The organism is Listeria sp. SHR_NRA_18 (genome assembly GCF_003856515.1).
In the GTDB taxonomy this organism is placed as follows: domain Bacteria; phylum Bacillota; class Bacilli; order Lactobacillales; family Listeriaceae; genus Listeria_A; species Listeria_A newyorkensis.
Window position 1 is genome coordinate 116930 of sequence record NZ_QPKR01000001.1, and the last position, 19049, is coordinate 135978.

General features: G+C 43.8%; 17 protein-coding genes and 1 pseudogene. 14 read left to right on the top strand and 4 right to left on the bottom strand.

The features are described 5' to 3' along the window. The first annotated feature begins 47 nt into the window (after window positions 1-47). Window positions 48-449 carry a FosX/FosE/FosI family fosfomycin resistance hydrolase gene (gene fosX / locus DUK53_RS00675; protein ID WP_036089544.1) on the top strand — a complete coding sequence of 134 codons (402 nt, stop codon included), beginning with the start codon at window positions 48-50 and terminating at the stop codon, window positions 447-449. Between the two features lie 31 nt (window positions 450-480). Here fosX and DUK53_RS00680 read toward each other — a convergent pair whose 3' ends face one another. From DUK53_RS00680 to DUK53_RS00690, 3 genes are all read right to left on the bottom strand, one after another. Next, on the bottom strand, window positions 481-1578 hold the full coding sequence (locus DUK53_RS00680; protein WP_036089541.1) for a M24 family metallopeptidase: 1098 nt from the start codon (window positions 1576-1578) through the stop codon (window positions 481-483). Window positions 1579-1644: 66 nt separating this feature from the next. Continuing rightward, window positions 1645-2337 carry an SDR family NAD(P)-dependent oxidoreductase gene (locus tag DUK53_RS00685; RefSeq protein WP_036133210.1) on the bottom strand — a complete coding sequence of 231 codons (693 nt, stop codon included), beginning with the start codon at window positions 2335-2337 and terminating at the stop codon, window positions 1645-1647. Window positions 2338-2354: 17 nt separating this feature from the next. Beyond that, window positions 2355-2666, bottom strand: a complete 312-nt coding sequence (locus DUK53_RS00690; RefSeq protein ID WP_036133208.1) for a DUF2316 family protein — start codon at window positions 2664-2666, stop codon at window positions 2355-2357. A 146-nt stretch (window positions 2667-2812) separates the two neighbouring features. Between DUK53_RS00690 and DUK53_RS00695 the strand changes: the two genes are divergently transcribed. The 4 genes and pseudogenes from DUK53_RS00695 to DUK53_RS00710 all read left to right on the top strand — a co-directional run bounded on the left by DUK53_RS00695 (window position 2813) and on the right by DUK53_RS00710 (window position 6349). Further along, window positions 2813-3235 carry a MarR family winged helix-turn-helix transcriptional regulator gene (locus DUK53_RS00695; RefSeq protein ID WP_036089533.1) on the top strand — a complete coding sequence of 141 codons (423 nt, stop codon included), beginning with the start codon at window positions 2813-2815 and terminating at the stop codon, window positions 3233-3235. A 148-nt stretch (window positions 3236-3383) separates the two neighbouring features. Further along, window positions 3384-4067: pseudogene (locus DUK53_RS00700) on the top strand (metal-dependent hydrolase). 18 nt (window positions 4068-4085) lie between these two features. Then, entirely contained in the window at window positions 4086-5402 is a 1317-nt protein-coding gene (ytoI, locus tag DUK53_RS00705; protein WP_036133308.1) for a CBS-HotDog domain-containing transcription factor YtoI, read from the top strand. A gap of 17 nt (window positions 5403-5419) precedes the next feature. Continuing rightward, window positions 5420-6349 carry a DHH family phosphoesterase gene (locus tag DUK53_RS00710; RefSeq protein WP_036133206.1) on the top strand — a complete coding sequence of 310 codons (930 nt, stop codon included), beginning with the start codon at window positions 5420-5422 and terminating at the stop codon, window positions 6347-6349. 41 nt (window positions 6350-6390) lie between these two features. Here DUK53_RS00710 and DUK53_RS00715 read toward each other — a convergent pair whose 3' ends face one another. Next, window positions 6391-6774 (bottom strand): GyrI-like domain-containing protein, encoded by a 384-nt coding sequence (locus DUK53_RS00715; protein ID WP_159106204.1) that lies wholly within the window; start codon window positions 6772-6774, stop codon window positions 6391-6393. Window positions 6775-6871: 97 nt separating this feature from the next. Between DUK53_RS00715 and DUK53_RS00720 the strand changes: the two genes are divergently transcribed. The 9 genes from DUK53_RS00720 to citZ all read left to right on the top strand — a co-directional run bounded on the left by DUK53_RS00720 (window position 6872) and on the right by citZ (window position 19032). Next, complete coding sequence (locus DUK53_RS00720) at window positions 6872-7777, top strand: helix-turn-helix transcriptional regulator (protein WP_036089523.1); 906 nt, start codon at window positions 6872-6874, stop codon at window positions 7775-7777. Between the two features lie 103 nt (window positions 7778-7880). Beyond that, on the top strand, window positions 7881-11204 hold the full coding sequence (gene dnaE / locus DUK53_RS00725) for a DNA polymerase III subunit alpha (RefSeq protein ID WP_036133204.1): 3324 nt from the start codon (window positions 7881-7883) through the stop codon (window positions 11202-11204). A 197-nt stretch (window positions 11205-11401) separates the two neighbouring features. Further along, window positions 11402-12277 carry an acetyl-CoA carboxylase, carboxyltransferase subunit beta gene (accD, locus tag DUK53_RS00730; protein WP_036133202.1) on the top strand — a complete coding sequence of 292 codons (876 nt, stop codon included), beginning with the start codon at window positions 11402-11404 and terminating at the stop codon, window positions 12275-12277. Beyond that, window positions 12267-13223, top strand: a complete 957-nt coding sequence (locus DUK53_RS00735) for an acetyl-CoA carboxylase carboxyltransferase subunit alpha (protein ID WP_036089515.1) — start codon at window positions 12267-12269, stop codon at window positions 13221-13223. The genes accD and DUK53_RS00735 overlap by 11 nt, the downstream gene beginning before the upstream one ends. Window positions 13224-13532: 309 nt before the next feature. Then, entirely contained in the window at window positions 13533-14492 is a 960-nt protein-coding gene (gene pfkA / locus DUK53_RS00740; protein WP_036066729.1) for a 6-phosphofructokinase, read from the top strand. 238 nt (window positions 14493-14730) lie between these two features. Then, a complete protein-coding gene (pyk, locus tag DUK53_RS00745) occupies window positions 14731-16488 on the top strand; it encodes a pyruvate kinase (RefSeq protein WP_036089512.1) in 1758 nt (585 codons plus the stop codon). 393 nt (window positions 16489-16881) lie between these two features. Continuing rightward, window positions 16882-17262 (top strand): FxsA family protein, encoded by a 381-nt coding sequence (locus DUK53_RS00750; protein ID WP_036089509.1) that lies wholly within the window; start codon window positions 16882-16884, stop codon window positions 17260-17262. Between the two features lie 123 nt (window positions 17263-17385). After that, a complete protein-coding gene (locus DUK53_RS00755) occupies window positions 17386-17847 on the top strand; it encodes a DUF441 domain-containing protein (RefSeq protein ID WP_036089592.1) in 462 nt (153 codons plus the stop codon). Window positions 17848-17910: 63 nt separating this feature from the next. After that, the gene (citZ, locus tag DUK53_RS00760; protein WP_036089506.1) at window positions 17911-19032 is read left to right on the top strand and encodes a citrate synthase; all 1122 of its coding nucleotides are present in this window, start codon (window positions 17911-17913) and stop codon (window positions 19030-19032) included. Window positions 19033-19049: the final 17 nt, after the last annotated feature.

A 19049-nucleotide genomic window follows, 5' to 3' on the forward strand; every position in this document is an offset into this window, starting at 1 on the left:
TGCTCAAAGTAGAGAAGTTTTGTAGCATAGAGAATGAGGTGATCAGTATGGAAGGTTTGAGTCATATGACGTTTGTTGTCAAAGATTTGGAAAGAGCGAGCTTGTTTTTTGAACGAATTTTTGATGCGGAGGAGGTTTATTCGAGCGAAGACGATACGTATTCTTTGTCACGGGAAAAATTTTTCTTAATAGGTGATTTATGGATTGCGATTATGGAAGGAAACAGTCTGCCAAGTAGGACGTATAATCATATTGCGTTTAAGATTGATGAGGCGGAATACGATGGATATTTGGAACGCATTGTAAAACTAGGATTAGAGATTAAAGCTGGGCGTCCAAGAGTCGTTGGGGAGGCGAATTCGATTTATTTTTATGATTTTGATAATCATTTGTTCGAACTGCATACGGGAACGCTTGAGGAGAGATTGCTTAAATACAAAGAGAAGTAGTCCAGCTGGTGGGCTGAACTACTTCTTTGACTTATTTCACATACGTTAATTCTTTCGGAAACTCGGTCAAAATTTCATAACCATCTTTTGTCACTACGATATCATCTTCAATTCGCACGCCTGCAACGCCTGGGACGTAAATGCCGGGTTCAATGGTGAAGACCATATTTTCTTGTAGCGCCATCTCGTTTGTTTCGGTGATCGATGGGAATTCGTGGACGCTTGCGCCTAGCCCGTGCCCGAGTCGATGTGGGAAGTAGTCGCCATAACCTGCGTCTTTGATGATGTTGCGAGCGGTCAGATCCACTTCTTTCGCCGGAACGCCGGCTTTTACTTTTTCGATGGCTGCGAGTTGGGCTTTTAGCACGGTGTTGTAGATTTTTTCTTGTTCTGCGCTGATTTCGCCGTATGCCACGGTGCGCGTGATGTCGGAGCAGTAGCCTTTATGGACAACGCCTAGGTCAAAGAGGACAAGGTCGCCTTTTTTGATTTTTGTCTCGCTTGGTGTGCCGTGTGGTAGGGCGCCGTTTGTGCCGGTTAGAACCATCGTTGAGAAGGACATCGCGCTCACGCCTTTTTTCTTCATTTCATATTCGATTTTTGCCACGATTTCCGCTTCGGTTTTGCCTTCTGCGATTTCGTCAACGCCCACTTGGACGGCGTAATCGGCTAGTAGTGCGGCTTCTTTTAGGATGGCTAGTTCTTCTGGTGTTTTGATGAGGCGGATCATCTGAATTTTTTCTTCAATCGAGATGAATGTCGCGTCGGTTAAATATTTGGATAAAATTTCAAAACGGTCAACCGTCATATGGGATTTCTCGATGGCAAATTTCTTCACGGTCGGTACGCGTTTTGTAATCTGCGTGACGATGATTTCCCAGGGGTTTTCGATGTCACTGTAACCGTATGCCTCGTGTGACCAGTCGCTGTTTTTCACATCTTCTACTTCAAGGCCTGGTGTGAAAAGGAACGGCGCGACTTCGGGAAATACGGCGAGGCCTAGCACGCGTTCGTGTGGGTCGCTATGATAGCCGGTGAAATAGGCGATGTTTTCAGGGTCGGTGATGAACGCAACCTCAGCGCCTTGCTCTTTTAGCCAGTTTTGCAAAATATCGATATTTTTTTCCATCAGTCATCCTTCTTTCCTTGTTTCGTCCGCTTTATCATAACACGAAATCGCGCAGAAATTAAATGTTTACCATGGAATAATACCATCGTGGCTCATAAAAATACCAGTTGGGCCGTCTTTGTCAATGGTTGCCATTTGCACGATCGCGTCGGATCCTTCTTGAACGGTTTGGTGGCCTTGCCCTGTTAAGCCAGTTTTGGTTGGGTCTGGATCAACCGCATTGATTTGCATGTTCGGTAAACCTTTGGCGTACTGGACTGTGAGCATGGAAGCGGCGGATTTGGACGAGCTGTATACTAGCGGGTTTAGTTTGGATTCGATTTGTTCTGGATTTAGAACTTGCCCGAATGAACCGAGGCCACTGCTCACGTTGACGATAATGGGTTGTGTCGATTTTTGCAAAAGTGGTAAAAAGTGATGGGTGGCGCGCACGACTCCGAAAACGTTGACTTGGTAGACTTGCTCCATCATGTCGACGGTGATTTGTTCTGGCGATGCGACATTTCCTGAAACGCCGGCATTGTTGATAAGGACGTCTAAATGGCCTTCTTTTTTCTCGATTTCTGTGGCTGCTTGTGCGACGGAAGCTTCGTTTGTGACGTCTAAAACGATGAAAGCGACGCCAAGTTCCGCGGCTGCTTCTTTTCCACGAGCGGCATCGCGTGATCCGATATAAACTTTGTACCCAACTTCTTTCAAACGTCGCGCGGTTTCAAATCCTAATCCGGCATTTCCGCCTGTAATTAAAGTAATTGTCATTGTAAATTCCTCCTAAATTAGTTATTTCCTTTGCTGAGCTGCATTTTATCGATTTTTTTCGTCTTTAAAAACCAGTATTGATGGTAATTGCCTTGTAGCGCGCTAAATGGGACAGGCATTTTTCCCGATTTCAAAATATGTTGCTCTAAAAATTCCTTGAGAATCCACGGGTCTTCGATTGATTTTTGTTCTAATTGGAGAATGCGATGGATTTTTTCTGGGCTTGTTTGTAGTTCGGTTGCAATTTGTTCGATTGTAAGGCCTGATAACACAAAGTTTTGTTGAAATTCGTGTATTGTATTTTGCATTTGTTGTGGGCTTAGTGACATGATTGATTCCTCCTGATTTATAGTTGTTTTTAATACAGTTGTAATTAAAACTATTTAATGAATATGACTATACGCTGTTTTAGAATAGTTGTCAATTGAATTGTTTTAGATTAAACTGTTTAAAAGACATGAAGGAGGAGAGGCATTTGATTTCAGGCGAAAATGAGTTGTCAGAGAAAATTTATCAGTTGAGTTTGTTACAACAGGATTATATTTCAAAACGGTTGAAAGGGGTTCATTTGAATCTTTTGCAGGCGAAAAGTTTGAATTATGTGGCTGCGAATTCGGGGACGATTCAGAAGGACTTGGCGCATTATTTAGGGAAGCAGAACGCGACAATCACGAATATTTTGAAAGAATTGGAGAAGAAGGGGCTTATTTATCGGGAGATACCTAGCGATAATGAGCGGCAGAAGCAGATTTTTCTGACAGTAGAAGGAGAAGAGTTGGTTCGTCATGTGCAGCAAGCGTTTCGTGATTTGAACGAGGGAATGGAGAAGGCTCTTTCTGGAAGGGCACGAAAACATGTAGTGGCTGGTTTAGAGAAGATGATTGCGGACTTTGATTAGATATCGGGTGTGTTTTCTGTACTAGTATAGCGATGTTTTACGTATTTTCGTGTCATCATTAAACGGTGTTATTGCAACACTTTGCAATCGTTTTATGGTATAGTTTATGTATTAAATATAATTAGTAGTACAGAAGGGAAGTCAGAATATGCAAATTTCATTTCATGGGCAATCTTGTATTAAAGTGGTGGCGGAGGACGTGACGATTCTTGTGGATCCATTTATTTCAGGGAATCCGCAGTGTGATTTGGTGGTGGAGAATTAGAAACCGGATTATATTATTGTGACGCACGGGCACGACGATCATGTGGGGGACACGGTCACGATTGCGCAACAATCGGGCGCGACGGTGATTGCGAATGTGGAACTGGCAACGTTTTTAAATATGCAAGGTGTGGAAAATTTGGCGCCGCTACATATTGGTGGAAAGCGTCCGTTTGATTTTGGAACGGTGAAATTGACGCAGGCGTTTCATGGTTCGTCGACGGTGCAAGATGGCAAAATTATTAATTTAGGCTTGCCGACGGGATTCGTGTTGACAATCGATGGGAAGTCGATTTATCATGCTGGCGATACGGGATTGTTCTCGGATATGAAATTAATCGGGCAGTTGAACGAGCTTGACGTGGCGTTTTTGCCGATTGGGGATAATTTTACAATGGGGCCGGAAGATGCGGCGATTGCAGCGGAATTTTTGCAGGCGAAGGTGGTTGTACCAATGCATTATAATACGTTCCCGCTGATTGCACAGGATCCGCACGCGTTTGTGGCGAGTTTGAATACGGAATTGCGTGGGAAAGTGCTGGATATTGGCGCATCGATGACAATTTAGAGGGAATGGGTGAGTGGCTTGGCGACAAAGCATGAGCAGATTTTGAAATATATTGAAGAGCTTGCGGTGGGCGAGAAAATTTCGGTTCGGAAAATCGCGAAAAACTTGCATGTCAGTGAGGGGACGGCTTACAGGGCGATTAAGGATGCGGAAATTGTTGGCTTTGTTAGTACGATTAAGCGTGTCGGGACAATCCGGATTGAGCGGAAGCAAAAGGATAGTATCGAGAAGCTGACGTACGCGGAGATTGTGAATATGATCGATGGTCAAGTGCTTGGTGGCCGTGCTGGGCTTCATAAATCACTGAACAAGTTTGTGATTGGTGCGATGACGGTGGAGGCGATGGAGCGCTATACGGATGCGGGGAACTTGGTGATCGTTGGAAATCGGGTGGATGCGCAGGAGTTGGCGCTAGAACGTGGTGCCGCGGTGCTGATTACGGGCGGTTTTGATACGGTGGATTCGGTGAAGAAATTGGCGGACGAGAAAGAGTTGCCAATTTTATCGACGACGTATGACACGTTTACGGTTGGAACGATGATTAACCGGGCGATTTTTGACCAGTTGATTAAGAAGGAAGTCGTGTTTGTGGAGGATATTTTGACACCGCTTGAGAAGACGGCTTATTTGAGCACATCGGATCGGGTCGAGGGTTGGTATAAGAAGGAAACATCGACGGGGCACAGCCGTTTTCCAGTGGTGAATAAGGCGATGCGCTTGTCGGGGATGATTACGAGCAAAGACGTGATTGACAAAAATTTATCGATCTCGATTGAGCGAGTGATGACGAAAAATCCGTTGACGGTCGGTCCGAAAATGAGCGTGGCGTCGGTATCGCACATGATGATTTGGGAAGGTATCGAGGTTATCCCGGTTGTGAAAGATGATTTGACGCTGATTGGGATTGTGAGTCGACAGGATATTTTGAAGTCGCTGCAAATGATTCAGCGGCAGCCGCAGATTGGGGAGACGATTGACGATACGATTACGAATCAGTTGATTGAAAAGACGACGGATGATGTGTCGGAACTGGATTTTCAATTTACCGTGACGCCGCAGATGACGAACAATATCGGGACGCTTTCTTACGGCGTTTTTACGCAGATCGTGTGTGATGTTGTGCAGCAAAAACTGTTTTCTTTGAAGAAGCGCAATGTGGCGATTGAGAATATTTCGATTTACTTTTTGAAACCGGTACAAATGGATGCGACGATTGTGATTAAACCGCGGATTTTGGAGATTGGACGTAAGGCGGGAAAAATCGATATCGAGCTGTATTTGGAAGGTATTTTAGTGGGTAAAGCGATTGTGGCTTGCCAAATGATGGAACGTTAAGGATTGGTGGAAATAGGATGAAAAAAGCAATTTTAGATGTGATTAAGAAATATGAGACGATTATTATTCACCGGCATGTGCGGCCGGATCCGGATGCATATGGTTCGCAAATGGGACTCGCGGCGGTTTTAGAAGGCAATTTTCCAGATAAGTTGGTGTATTGTGTTGGGGAAGGTGAGCCGTCGCTTGATTTTCTTGGGAAAGTGGATGCGATTGAGGATTCGGTTTATGAGGGTGCGCTTGTGATTGTTTGTGATACGGCGAACACGGAGCGGATTGATGACGCGCGCTATACGCTTGGCAAGGAGCTTGTGAAGGTTGATCACCATCCGAATGACGATGCGTATGGGGATTATAGTTGGGTTGATACGGGGGCTTCGTCTTGTAGTGAGATGATTACGGCGTTTGTGGAGGCGTTTCCGAAAGAATTGACGCTGAACGAGAAGGCGGCGCGGTTGCTGTACGCTGGGATTGTTGGGGATACTGGACGGTTCTTATTCCCGAATACGACGCCGAAAACATTGCGTTACGCGGCGGACCTTGTTGTTTTCCCGTTTGATCGCACGGAAATTTTTACAAAAATGTATGAGACACCACTGAATGCGGTCAAATTATCAGGCTATATTTTGCAAAATTTCCAGATGGCGGCAAATGGCGCTGCGCATATTTATATTAACCGAGCTTTGCTGGAGCAGTTTGATGTCACGGCGCGCGATGCAGCACAGTTGGTGAATCGGATTGACAGCGTTATTGGGATTAAAGCGTGGATATTATTCATAGAAGATGGCGCGATTATCCGAGCGCGTTTACGATCAAAAGGGCCTGTTATCAACGGTTTAGCAAAGGAATATCGTGGCGGTGGGCATCCGTTGGCATCTGGTGCGACGCTTGAATCGGAGTCAGAAATCCCAGAAATGGTGGCAAAACTAGAAGCATTATGTAATTGAATAAAAGAGCAGTAAACCAAATTTGGCGTACTGCTCTTTTTCTATGCGTTTAGACCGACATAAATCCGAATCGAGCCATCAGGAGTGTATTCTTCATAGTCAAAAAGGTAACTTCTATGGAGTTCGGTATTCCAAATTTCTTGCCACGTCGCGAAAACCTCTTTTTCTACGTTGAAAACTTGATATGGTTGTTCAGGAATCATGATTTTTTTTGCGTTTTCAGAATGAGGCATATTGCTCGCAACGCTCACCGTATAATCTCCCTTGTAGTCACTCTCATAATCAGCATAAATACCATAAAACGTGGCGTCTGTTTGCTGTAATTTTTGCGCTTCTTGCCATAAGCCGCCTATTTTCGCAGCGACTTCGCGGTCATTGAAATTATTCGTACGCGTTTCGTTTATCCAATAAATTTCTTGCATCATTAAAACCTCCTTTTCTTCTATAATAGCGTATTCGATTGACAGCGTTATGTCATATTTAAATAGTATGTTAGGATAAAATGAGAAGAGGTGAGCCATTGTGAAAATCGATCGTTTATTGGAAATTTTAATCTTATTAATGAACAGGAAGCAGTTGCAGGCAAAGGATTTGGCGACTTATTTTGCGGTGTCGGTCCGGACCATTTATCGTGATATCGAAACGCTCTCATTGGCGGGTATTCCTATCGAGATGACGCGCGGGAGAACAGGTGGAATTAGTCTTATGTCAGGGTTTAGCTTAGCTCGAATACCGATTACCGCGAAGGAAAAGGATGTCCTTCAAGTAGCACTCCAAAACCTTTCAACGACGAATTTTCCAGAGGTGGCGTCTCTAATGGAGAAGTTTCAGGCGCTATGGGACGCGGTTGAGAAGGATTGGATTGTGATCGATCCAGCTGAATATGGAGCTCCGCCTGAACGAAATGAGATTTTTGCGCTGACGAAGCAATGTATTTTGGAAAATCGCAAAGTCGCTTTTATCTATTATAATAGCAATCGGCAGAAAACGAGGCGGGAAGTCGCACCACTGAAGCTTTGGTATCGCGGGAATGCATGGTATTTATGGGGTTATTGTTATTTGCGGAAGGCATATCGTTTATTTCATGTGCATCGTATGGTAGACGCTGTGATAACGGACTATTTCCAACCAAATTTCGAGGAATCTGCGTTTGATGCGTTTCGACAGCAAGCCGTGACACCAGCACCGAAATTGGCAGTACATCTTGTGTTTGAGGCATCTGTATATTACCGGTTATTAGCGATTTTCCCAGCTGAAATTTTGCAGGTGGTTTCAGGGCGCATCGAAGTAAAAACGGAGATCCCGAAAACAGATTGGCTGTATTCTTTTTTATTATCGTTTGGTGCGGACGTTCAAATCATGGCGCCTGAATCGCTGCGACTAGAAATAAAGGCAAACTTGCAACAAGCTATCAAACATTATGCGTAGGTTCGGGGCAGGTGATAAATAAAAGCGAACATATGGTTTCTTTTTCGGGGGATAACCGATATAATAGAATGGAGAATGTTGTTCGAGAGAGGAGACATGGATAATGGGATTTGTTCATTTACAAGTGGCTAGCGCGTACGATTTGTTATCAAGTACGGCGGCTATTGACGGGATTATTGAGAAAGCACAACAATTTCATTATCCAGCAGTCGCGATTACCGATCATAATGTGATGTATGGTGTTATCGAATTTTATCAAAAGTGCCATGCTGCGGGGATTAAACCGCTTATCGGGATGATGATTTCAGTGGAGGGCGTGACGCAACCGCTTGAGACCTACGAACTGCTCCTGCTCGCGAAAACAACGCAAGGCTACCGTAACTTACTCAAAATTTCAAGTGCCATCGAGACACGCGAGGAACAGAAACTACCGATAAAGTGGCTAGAATCGTATCGAGACGGCTTGCTGCTATTCTCGCCGGGTGAAGCTGGAGAAATCGAACGCTTGATTCGCCAAGGTTTACACGAAGATGCGCGCTTGGTTGTGACGAAGTGGCAGGAAATTGCTGGTGAATCTGGATTTTACATGACATTACAAAAAGAAAATCCACATTACGAGGCCGTTCGTGATTTTTGCGAAGCGGAGAAAATCCCTGCTGTTGCCACGAAAAATGTGCAATATTTGGAGCCTAAAGGTGTTCGCAGTACAGAAATTTTGCGCGCGATTCGCGATAATGACACTGTATCGTGGCATAATTTACCGCTCGCTGGAGGAGCTTATTTCGCCGCGCCTGAGGACATGGAAAATCTGTTTACAACGCCGTTTGAGCAGGAAGCATTGGCGTTAACGGCTAAAATTGCGGATATGTGTCACGTGGAGATTGCGATGGATCAGCATTTATTGCCTAAATTCCCGCTGGCAGAAGGTTTTGAGGCAGGGCCAGTTTTGAAAGATTTATGTCATGACGCGCTGAAAATCCGTGTCGCAAATCCTGACGCAACCTATTGGGAACGTTTGGATTACGAGTTGAAAGTTATTCAGGATATGGGCTTTTCCGATTATTTTCTTATTGTATGGGATGTCATGAAATATTCACGAGAAAACGAGATTCTAACAGGACCAGGACGGGGCTCAGCGGCGGGTTCGCTCGTTTCGTACGTCCTACAAATTACAGATGTCGACCCGATTCAATATCAACTACTATTTGAACGATTCCTGAACCCAGAACGTATCAGTATGCCCGATATTGACTTGGATTTCCCTGATAATCGTCGCGATGAGGTCATTTCTTATGTCGTTAGCAAATACGGCACACAGCACGTGGCACAAATTGGCACATTTGGAACGTTAGCGGCCAAAGCTGCGGTTCGAGACACCGCGCGGACATTTGGCTTAAATTCTGTTCAATTATCCGACTGGTCTAAGCTCATTTCACGCGAACTTGGTATGACGCTAACCAAAGCGTACGAACAGTCTACAGCCCTGCAACGCCACATTATTAGCTCCGAACAAAACCAACTTATCTGGGAAATCGCGACCGAAATCGAAGGCTTGCCCCGCCACATTTCCACCCACGCAGCCGGAGTCGTTATTAGTGACGAACCGCTCGTCGATCAAATAGCCCTCCAAAAAGGCAGTGGTGACGCGCTTTTGACGCAATTTGCAATGGGGGATCTCGAAAAAATAGGACTTTTAAAAATGGATTTTTTGGGACTTCGAAATTTGACATTACTCGATCGAACGCTGAAAAATGTCAACTATATTCGGGATACAGAGCTGACTTTGCAAGATATACCGCTCGACGACGCTAAAACGCTGCAAATTTTCCAAAAAGGGGATACGACTGGGATTTTCCAGTTTGAATCTGATGGGATTAGGCGTGTATTGAAGCATTTGCGTCCGACTTCATTTGAAGATATTGTCGCGACGAATGCGCTTTACCGTCCAGGCCCGATGGAACAAATTGATACTTTTATTGCTCGGAAACATGGGAAGCAAGACATTGTCTACCCACATCCAGATTTGGAGCCGATTTTAGGCGTTACGTATGGCATTATCGTCTACCAAGAACAGATTATCCAAGTCGCATCCGTCATGGCAGGTTTTTCGCTTGGTGAGGCAGATTTACTCCGACGCGCCGTCAGTAAGAAAAAAGCGGATGTCCTAGAAGAGGAGCGGATTCATTTTGTGTCAGGTGCAGTCAAAAAAGGCTACACGGAAGCAAGCGCGAATGAAGTCTACGATTTGATTGTTCGTTTTGCCAATTACGGTTTCAATAGAAGTCATGCGGTTGCCTATTCTAAAATCGCGTTCCAACTAGCCTACCTAAAAGCCAATTATCCAGCCGCATTCATGGCCTCACTTCTTAGCGCAGTCATTGGAAACGACGATAAAATAAGCCAGTACATCACCGAAGCAAAAAACTACGGTATCAAAATGAGCGGACCTTCAATCAATCGTAGCTACTATCATTTTCAAGTGGAGGACGACGCGATAAGGTTCAGTTTACGCGTCATTCGCAAAGTTCCAAGTAAATTTGTACTCGCGATAGTCAACGAAAGAAAAGGAGCGCCGTTCAAGGACTTCTTTGATTTTTGCGAACGGATGCCTCAAAAACAACTGACCAAGCAAGTATTAGAAGCGCTCATTTACGCGGGATGTTTCGATGAATTTGGCAAAGATCGCGCCACGTATATGGCTTCGATGGACGCAGCGCTACAATATGTTAGCTTGCTTGGCGACGACGAAAAAGGAATTAATCTGTTCACAACTGATGACGAATTGTTCCGCAAAATGAAGCCGAAATACCGCGAAGCCAGCCCGCTTCCAATCGATGAAAAACTAGAAAAAGAAAAAGAATACGTCGGGCAATACGTTTCTGCGCATCCCGTCACGTTCTATCAAGATAAACTAAAACTCCTTGAAATAACACCATTATCACAAATAAAAGTCGGCAAAATCTACAAAATAGCGGCGTATATTCACGACATCAAAACGATCCGCACAAAAAAAGGTGAGTCGATGTGCTTCCTTACAATCAGTGATGACAGCCGTGAAATCAGCGCCGTCATGTTCCCAGAAACCTATCGAAAATACACAGAACTAGCCGAAAAAGGGCTTATTGTACTGCTTCAAGCCAAAGTGGACCAACGAAACGGGGAATTACAGCTCGTCATTAATAAAGCAGAGAATGTAAAAGATATCGAAGTTCCAAAACGCGCTTTTTTACGTATTAAAGAAGCGAGTCAATGGGAACAATTAAAGTCGATTTTGCTGGCTAATCGCGGTGATATCAGCGTTATTTTACATGACGAAACAACGAAGAAAACGACGCAGCTACAGCCGAAATTTAGCATTAACGGGAGCTCTGAAACAGCGAAAGCAATCACGGAACTTCTCGGAGATGGCAATTTTATCATTCGTTAGCCTTTTAAAAAATAAAAAAAATATGGTATAGTAGTGTGACTGAATAAAGGACAACAGCCGGTATCGGTATCCAAGTTGTACTAATACAGAAAGATTTAGATAAGACAAATGCGCCAAAAAATGCTACTATGGAAAGTGGACAAAAATAGTTGAAGTGCTGATTAGAAAAGAGATTGTTTCAAAAGGGGGTTCATCCTTTGTTAGGAGATTTATTTACAAAACCAAAGAAAAGGAAATATGCAACGATTCCTTCAGACGGCTCTAAGCCAGATGTTCCAGAAGGTATCATGACGAAATGTCCTTCATGTAAGAAAATTATGTACTCCAAGGAACTACAGAAGAACTTGAAGGTTTGTAGCTATTGTGGCTATCATCATTCGCTAGGGGCGCAAGAAAGAATCGCCTATTTAGTAGACGAGGGCTCGTTTTCGGAGCTGGACGGCAATTTAACGACGGCAAATCCGCTTGGGTTTGAAGATTATATGGATCGAATTGTAAAAGATAAGAAGAAAACCGACTTGAATGAAGCTATTTTGACTGGAACGGCAACGATTGCGACACTGCCATTTGTAGTAGCCGTGATGGATTCCAGATTCCGGATGGCCAGCATGGGCTCTGTTGTCGGAGAAAAAATACTGCGCGCCGTGGAAAAAGCCGATGAATTAGGCGTTCCATTTGTGATTTTTACAGCATCGGGGGGCGCTCGGATGCAAGAAGGTATGGTGTCCTTGATGCAGATGGCGAAAACATCGGCTGCCTTCAAGCGTTTCAGTAACCACGGAGGATTGGCGATTTCCATCATGACGCATCCTACAACGGGAGGCGTTTCGGCAAGTTTCGCATCACTCGGCGATTATAATTTTGCAGAACCGGGGGCAATGATTGGTTTTGCAGGGCGTCGTGTTATCGAGCAAACGGTTCGCGAAGATTTACCAGAGGACTTCCAAACAGCGGAGTTCTTATTAAAGCACGGCCAGCTGGATGAGGTTATATCACGCCTTGACATGCGCGAAACACTGCGCTTCCTCTTAGATATCCATACAAAAAAGGAGGATGCAGCAGATGGCAAATGAGCTAGAATTTGAAAAACCGATTTTAGAATTACAAACAAAGATTGCTGATCTCAAAGAGTATAATGAGAAGTCGGATGTCGATTTGACGAAAGAAATTGTGAAGTTGGAAATCCGTCTTGGTAAGCTAGAAGACGCGATTTATGGCAATATGTCTGCCTGGGATAAATTCCAAGTCGCGCGCCATCCAGAACGCCCGACGACACTGGATTATATTCCATTTGTGTTTGATCAATTTATGGAATTGCACGGCGATCGTTATTTTGGTGATGATGCAGCGATTATAGCTGGTGTCGCTACATTTAACGGTACACCAGTCACGGTTATCGGTCACCAACGCGGGAAAGATACGAAAGACAATCTGCATCGTAATTTCGGAATGCCACACCCAGAAGGTTTCCGCAAGGCGTTACGTTTAATGAAACAAGCCAATAAATTTGGACGTCCGATTATCTGCTTCATCGATACGAAAGGCGCTTATCCAGGCCGTGCCGCCGAAGAACGCGGACAAAGTGAAGCGATTGCGCGTAATCTTTACGAGATGAGCGATATGACCGTGCCGATTATTTCGATTGTTATTGGTGAAGGTGGAAGTGGCGGTGCTTTGGCGCTTGGCGTCGGCAACCAAATCTACATGCTAGAAAATGCCGTTTTCTCCGTTATCTCACCAGAAGGCGCTGCAGCTATTCTTTGGAAAGACGCAGGACTTGCCAAACAAGCTGCTGAGTCGATGAAAATAACGGCGGCAGATCTATTTGAGTTAGGCATCACAGACGGCATCATTCCTGAAATACGTGGCGGCGCCCATCGTAACGTGGAAGAACAAGCCGCACTTATCTCCGCAGTCATCCGTAAAAGCTTGAATTCGTTGTCAGCACTTGACGGCGAGCAATTAGCGGATCAGCGGTATGAGAAGTTTAAGAAAATCGGTGTTTACGAAGAGTTATAGATGATAATAAAGGTCATGAAAGCACGAGTGAAGCAAAGGTTTTGACTCATCTTTCATTGGCTTTTATTTTTATGCTATTTTAGCTTGTTTCGTGTTATACGATGTTTGGTCTACTCCACCAAGGGGTAATAAACCAGTACCAATTCCTAATAAAAAGCAATTGGTACACACCATTCGCGGGTGGAATTAATGAAAAGTTTCACAAAACATGAAAAAAGAACTAGATTCCTGCTTTCATTTTTAGGAAAAGTGATGTAGAATGTAACCATGTGATGAAAAAATATATTCATTGTTTGAGGTGGGATTTTGATGAAACGTATTGCAGTTTTAACAAGTGGTGGAGATGCACCAGGAATGAACGCTGCGGCTCGTGCCGTTGTTCGTAAAGGTATTTATGAAGGATTAGAAGTTTATGGTATCGATTACGGCTTTTTAGGCTTAGTAAACGGAGATATTCATAAATTAGATTTAGGTTCTGTAGGGGATCTTTTACATCGCGGAGGAACGTTCCTTTATTCGGCACGCTATCCTGAATTTGCGACAGAAGAAGGTCAACTAAAAGGCATCGAGCAGTTGAAGAAATTCGGTATTGAAGGCCTTGTCGTTATTGGTGGAGATGGCTCTTATCACGGAGCTGAAGCCTTAACAAAACGTGGCTTCCCGACAGTTGGTATTCCAGGAACAATCGATAATGATATTTCTGGTACTGATTTTACAATCGGTTTTGACACGGCTTTAAACACAGTGCTTGACGCATTGGATAAAATTCGTGACACAGCAACAAGTCATGAACGTACATTTATCATTGAAGTAATGGGTCGCGATGCTGGTGATATCGCACTTTGGTCTGGTCTTGCAGGAGGCGCGGAAGCTATTATCGTTCCTGAGCACAATTTTGTGATGGAAGATGTTGTCGAACGCCTAAATAAAGGACTTGCTCGTGGTAAAAAACATAGTATCATCGTTGTTGCAGAAGGTGTTATTTCTGGTAATGAATTCGCGAACCAATTAGCTGAGTTTGGCGATTATCATGCGCGTGTAACAGTTCTAGGACATGTTCAACGTGGCGGTAGCCCAACTGCTTTTGACCGCGTATTGGCAAGTCGTCTAGGCGCGCGTGCTGTCGATTTATTAATGGAGAACCGCGGCGGTCTTGCTGTCGGCATCCAAAATAATAAAATCGTCGAAAATGATATCACAGAAGTTTTGAAACAAAAACACGTGATTGATAAAGAAATGTTTGATTTAGCAACAATCCTATCAATTTAATACAACGATAGAGGTTTCTAGTTTTGCATAACTTAGAAGCCTCTTCCTACGGATTAAAATGAAAATAGGCATGAAAACTGGCTACATAAAAGCGTGCCTAAAAAAGAATGAAAAGTTTGGTCAACATGCACATAAATTCACAAAACCCTTGTACGCTAGTGAAGTTACTGGTAAAATGGGGCGGATGAGTTTATAATAAGTAATGAATGAATAGGTATTCTTAGGAGGAGTATAAAAGATGAAAAAAACTAAAATTGTTTGTACGATTGGACCTGCAAGTGAAACGGTAGAAACATTAGTACAATTAATCGAATCAGGTATGAACGTATGTCGTCTTAATTTTTCACATGGTGATTATGAAGAGCACGGCGCGCGTATCAAAAATATTCGTGAAGCTGTCAAAATTACGGGAACAGAAGTAGCGATTTTACTTGATACAAAAGGCCCTGAAATCCGTACAAACGATATGGAAAACGGGAAATTAGAATTTTCAAAAGGGGACACTGTTCGCGTAGCAATGGAAGAAGTCCTTGGAACGAAAGAAAAATTCTCCGTAACATACACAGAACTATTTGATGACGTAGAAATCGGTTCAACAATCCTTTTAGATGATGGCCTAATCGGTCTTGAAGTTATCGAAAAAGACACTGCAAACCGTGAACTAGTAACAAAAGTTCAAAACCCAGGCGTACTTAAAAACAAAAAAGGCGTGAACGTGCCAAACGTATCGATTAACCTACCTGGTATCACAGAAAAAGATGCGAACGATATCCGTTTCGGTCTAGAACAAGGAATCGACTTTATCGCGGCATCATTCGTTCGTCGCGCAACAGACGTTCTTGAAATCACGAAAATCCTAGAAGAAAACAACGCCACACACGTTCAAATTATTCCTAAGATCGAGAACCAAGAGGGCGTTGACAATATCGACGAAATCCTACAAGTATCTCAAGGTCTAATGGTTGCTCGTGGTGACCTAGGCGTTGAAATTCCTGCCGAAGAAGTTCCGATTGTACAAAAACAACTTATCAAAAAATGTAATAAACTTGCAAAACCAGTTATTACAGCAACACAAATGTTAGATTCGATGCAACGTAACCCGCGCCCAACTCGCGCAGAAGCAAGTGATGTAGCCAATGCCATTTTTGATGGTACAGATGCAATCATGCTTTCTGGTGAAACAGCGGCTGGGGATTATCCAGTAGAATCCGTACAAATGATGACTAAAATTGCGCTACGTGCCGAAGAAGCTCTAGTAGCTCAAGATAAATTTGCCCTAAAAGCTCACCAAAATTCTGATATGACAGAAGCAATCGGTCAAGCAGTTGGTCACACAGCGCGCAACTTGAACGTACACACAATCGTTGCAACAACGCAAAGTGGTCACACAGCACGCATGATTTCGAAATACCGTCCAAAATCACACATTTTAGCGGTGACTTTCAACGAACGCGTATGTCGCGGACTTTCTCTAGTATGGGGCGTATACCCACGTCTAGCAGAACCAATCGCTAATACAGATGACATGTTCGACCTTGCAGTAAAAGAATCCCTAGCATCAGGACTTGCCAAACAAGGCGACCTAATCATCATCACTGCCGGTGTTCCAGTTACAGAATCTGGTACAACTAACCTAATGAAAATCCAATTAATCGGTGACAAAGCAGTATCGGGTCACGGAATTGGTTCGACTTCCGTTATCGGTAAAGCAGTCGTTGCTAAATCGAATAAAGAAGCATTAGACAAAGCTGTAGAAGGCGGCATTCTTGTTGTTAAAACAACAGACAAAGAAATGTTACCAGCATTCGAGAAGAGTGCAGCAGTAGTTGTAGAAGAAGGCGGCCTAACTAGCCATGCAGCCGTTGTTGGAATCACACTAGGAATTCCAGTAATCGTAGGCGCAACAAACGCAACAGACCTTGTGAAAGACGGCGAAACAGTGACTGTCGACGCACGCCAAGGTAATGTTTATAATGGTAAAACGGCGACTCATTAATAGAAAAGCTGAGGAAGCCCGTTAGACCCGAAAAAATTTGTTAGGGGCCGCAGTGAAAACCCGCTCTTGGTTTTTGCGGAGGCCACGAAAATTTCGAGGGTCTGGCTTCCGAAGCTGGATCACATGAAAAGCTGAGACAGCCCGTTAGCCTCGACAGAAATTGTTAGGGGGCGCAGTAAAAGTCCTCTTTTGACTTTTGCGGAGGGCACGAAAATTTCGAGGGTCTGGCGTGTAAAGCTGGATCCGGAGGCGTAAGTCACGAACTACTCCAAACTAAAAACACAAAACCAGATCACATCCCTAACCCGGATGCCGATCTGGTTTTTCTAATCTTTCTCATTTCCCCAAAACTACGCTATAATAAAAAGAAACCACACAAAGGAGGTCACCATTTTGAAAAAAATAGTCTACTACTGGGCCGCATATGGCGTCATCGAACTACTTACCTATATCCTCCTATTCCAATGGATCGGTTTCTGGCCACTACTTTTCATCCAAATCGCCTCCACAGCTTTTGGCATTTTCATCGTAAAACGTTTATGGCGCGGCATTACTCAAAACATGCGTGAAGGAAAAACCATATCGCCATATCTACTCGATACGATTTGTCTACTCCTAGCTGGCATCCTACTCGTCATCCCAGGCATCATCACATCCATCTGCGGACTCCTCTTATTCCTACCATTCATACGCTCATGGATAAAACCGCGCATCAATCGCTGGATAGAACGCCGAATGAGTCAAGGAAACTTCACCTATTTCGATATGAAATAATAGGTCATTGGCTTTTCTTATCTATTTTCAGATATACAATAAGTATCGCTTTACATCAAGGGGTGTAGATGTGTTATAATACAACTAATCTGACGTTTTCTCAGAAGGAAAGGTTTGTTCTTCTTGTTTACAGAAAGTATGCTATTTTTACTCTTATTTCTCGGACTTGGATTACTAGCAAAAAATAACTCGTTAATCATTGCGGTTGCCGTTGTAATCTTGCTGAAACTTTTCCATGTGGATGGCAGAATTATGGAAACGATACAATCACGAGGAATCAATTGGGGAGTAACAGTTATTACAGTTGCTATCCTGATTCCAATTGCGACGGGACAAATTGGTTTTAAAGACTTAATCGATTCCTTTAAATCGGCGGCTGGTTGGATTGGCTTGCTGGCGGGAATTGCTGTTTCTATTTTGGCAAAAAAAGGTGTCGGCTACATGGCGGTAGACCCACAAGTGACAGTATCACTTGTTTTTGGCACGATTCTAGCGGTGGTACTATTTCGCGGAGTTGCGGCTGGGCCGGTCATTGCAGCAGGAATCGCCTATGTGCTCATGCAAGGTGTCGCTCTATTCAAATGAATGAACAAAAAGACAACTACATAGCAGGTGACGCTAAATTTTATATTGTTAGGGGGAAAAATAATGACGGTTTCAAAAGGTTTGGAGAATGTATATGTTGCGGAGACGTCGATTAGTTCTATTTTAGATGACATGCTGACGTATGTTGGTTATGGCATTGATGATCTGATGGAGAGTAACGCGACATTTGAAGAGGTTATTTATTTACTTTGGCATTTACGCCTGCCAAATGCGGAAGATTTGGCGAAATTTACGGGCGAAATTCGTGAAAATATGGCAGTTTCTGAGACGATTATTACAAGTTTGCGTTTGCAACATCACCAAAAATTACATCCGATGAGCGTTTTGCGGACCACGGTTTCGATGCTCGGCGTTTTTGATACGGAAGCGGAGATGGATGATGGGGAAGCTGTTTACCGCAAAGGGATTCGTTTACAAGCGAAGATGCCGACGATTGTGGCAGCATTTTCACGGATTCGTCGTGGTTTGGATCCGATTCCACCGCGCAATGATTTGAGTATGGCAGCGAACTTTTTATACATGTTGACTGGCGAAGATGCGACTTATTTGGAAGTCGAAGCGATGAATAAAGCGCTGGTGCTACACGCGGATCATGAATTCAACGCATCTACGTTTACTGCGCGTGTTTGTGTGGCAACATTATCCGATGTTTATTCGGGAGTAACCGCTGCAATTGGCGCGCTTAAAGGACCGCTTCATGGTGGTGCGAATGAGCGAGTGATTGACATGATTGAAGAAATCAAGGAAAAAGGCAATGCGCGTGAATATATCCAAAATAAGATAGATAACAAAGAGAAAATTATGGGCTTCGGGCACCGCGTTTATCAAGGTGGAGACCCACGTGCGATGCATTTGAAAGAGATGGCTCGCAAACTTACAGAGAAAAAAGGCGAACCGGAATATTACGATATTTCGGCGGAAGTAGAAGAGGCAGTCTGGGAATTCAAACACTTGAAACCAAATGTCGATTTTTACTCGGCGTCTGTTTATCACGCGCTTCACATTGATCACGACTTGTTTACGCTTGTTTTTGCGATGAGTCGCGTATCGGGTTGGTTGGCGCATATCTTTGAACAATACCGTGATAACCGCTTGATTCGTCCGCGTGCTATTTACGTGGGGCCAGATTCAAGAGACTATATTCCTGTCACAGAACGGGACTAAAATTTGCGAGGGGGAAA

Excerpts from the sequence above, each read along its gene's own strand:
- pfkA (WP_036066729.1), top strand. The coding sequence starts at position 13,533 with ATGAAACGTATTGCAGTTTTAACAAGTGGTGGAGATGCACCAGGAATG.
- DUK53_RS00685 (WP_036133210.1), bottom strand. The coding sequence starts at position 2,337 with ATGACAATTACTTTAATTACAGGCGGAAATGCCGGATTAGGATTTGAA.
- fosX (WP_036089544.1), top strand. The coding sequence starts at position 48 with ATGGAAGGTTTGAGTCATATGACGTTTGTTGTCAAAGATTTGGAAAGA.
- dnaE (WP_036133204.1), top strand. The coding sequence starts at position 7,881 with ATGGGATTTGTTCATTTACAAGTGGCTAGCGCGTACGATTTGTTATCA.
- DUK53_RS00690 (WP_036133208.1), bottom strand. The coding sequence starts at position 2,666 with ATGTCACTAAGCCCACAACAAATGCAAAATACAATACACGAATTTCAA.
- DUK53_RS00710 (WP_036133206.1), top strand. The coding sequence starts at position 5,420 with ATGAAAAAAGCAATTTTAGATGTGATTAAGAAATATGAGACGATTATT.
- DUK53_RS00680 (WP_036089541.1), bottom strand. The coding sequence starts at position 1,578 with ATGGAAAAAAATATCGATATTTTGCAAAACTGGCTAAAAGAGCAAGGC.
- citZ (WP_036089506.1), top strand. The coding sequence starts at position 17,911 with ATGACGGTTTCAAAAGGTTTGGAGAATGTATATGTTGCGGAGACGTCG.
- DUK53_RS00735 (WP_036089515.1), top strand. The coding sequence starts at position 12,267 with ATGGCAAATGAGCTAGAATTTGAAAAACCGATTTTAGAATTACAAACA.
- pyk (WP_036089512.1), top strand. The coding sequence starts at position 14,731 with ATGAAAAAAACTAAAATTGTTTGTACGATTGGACCTGCAAGTGAAACG.
- DUK53_RS00715 (WP_159106204.1), bottom strand. The coding sequence starts at position 6,774 with ATGATGCAAGAAATTTATTGGATAAACGAAACGCGTACGAATAATTTC.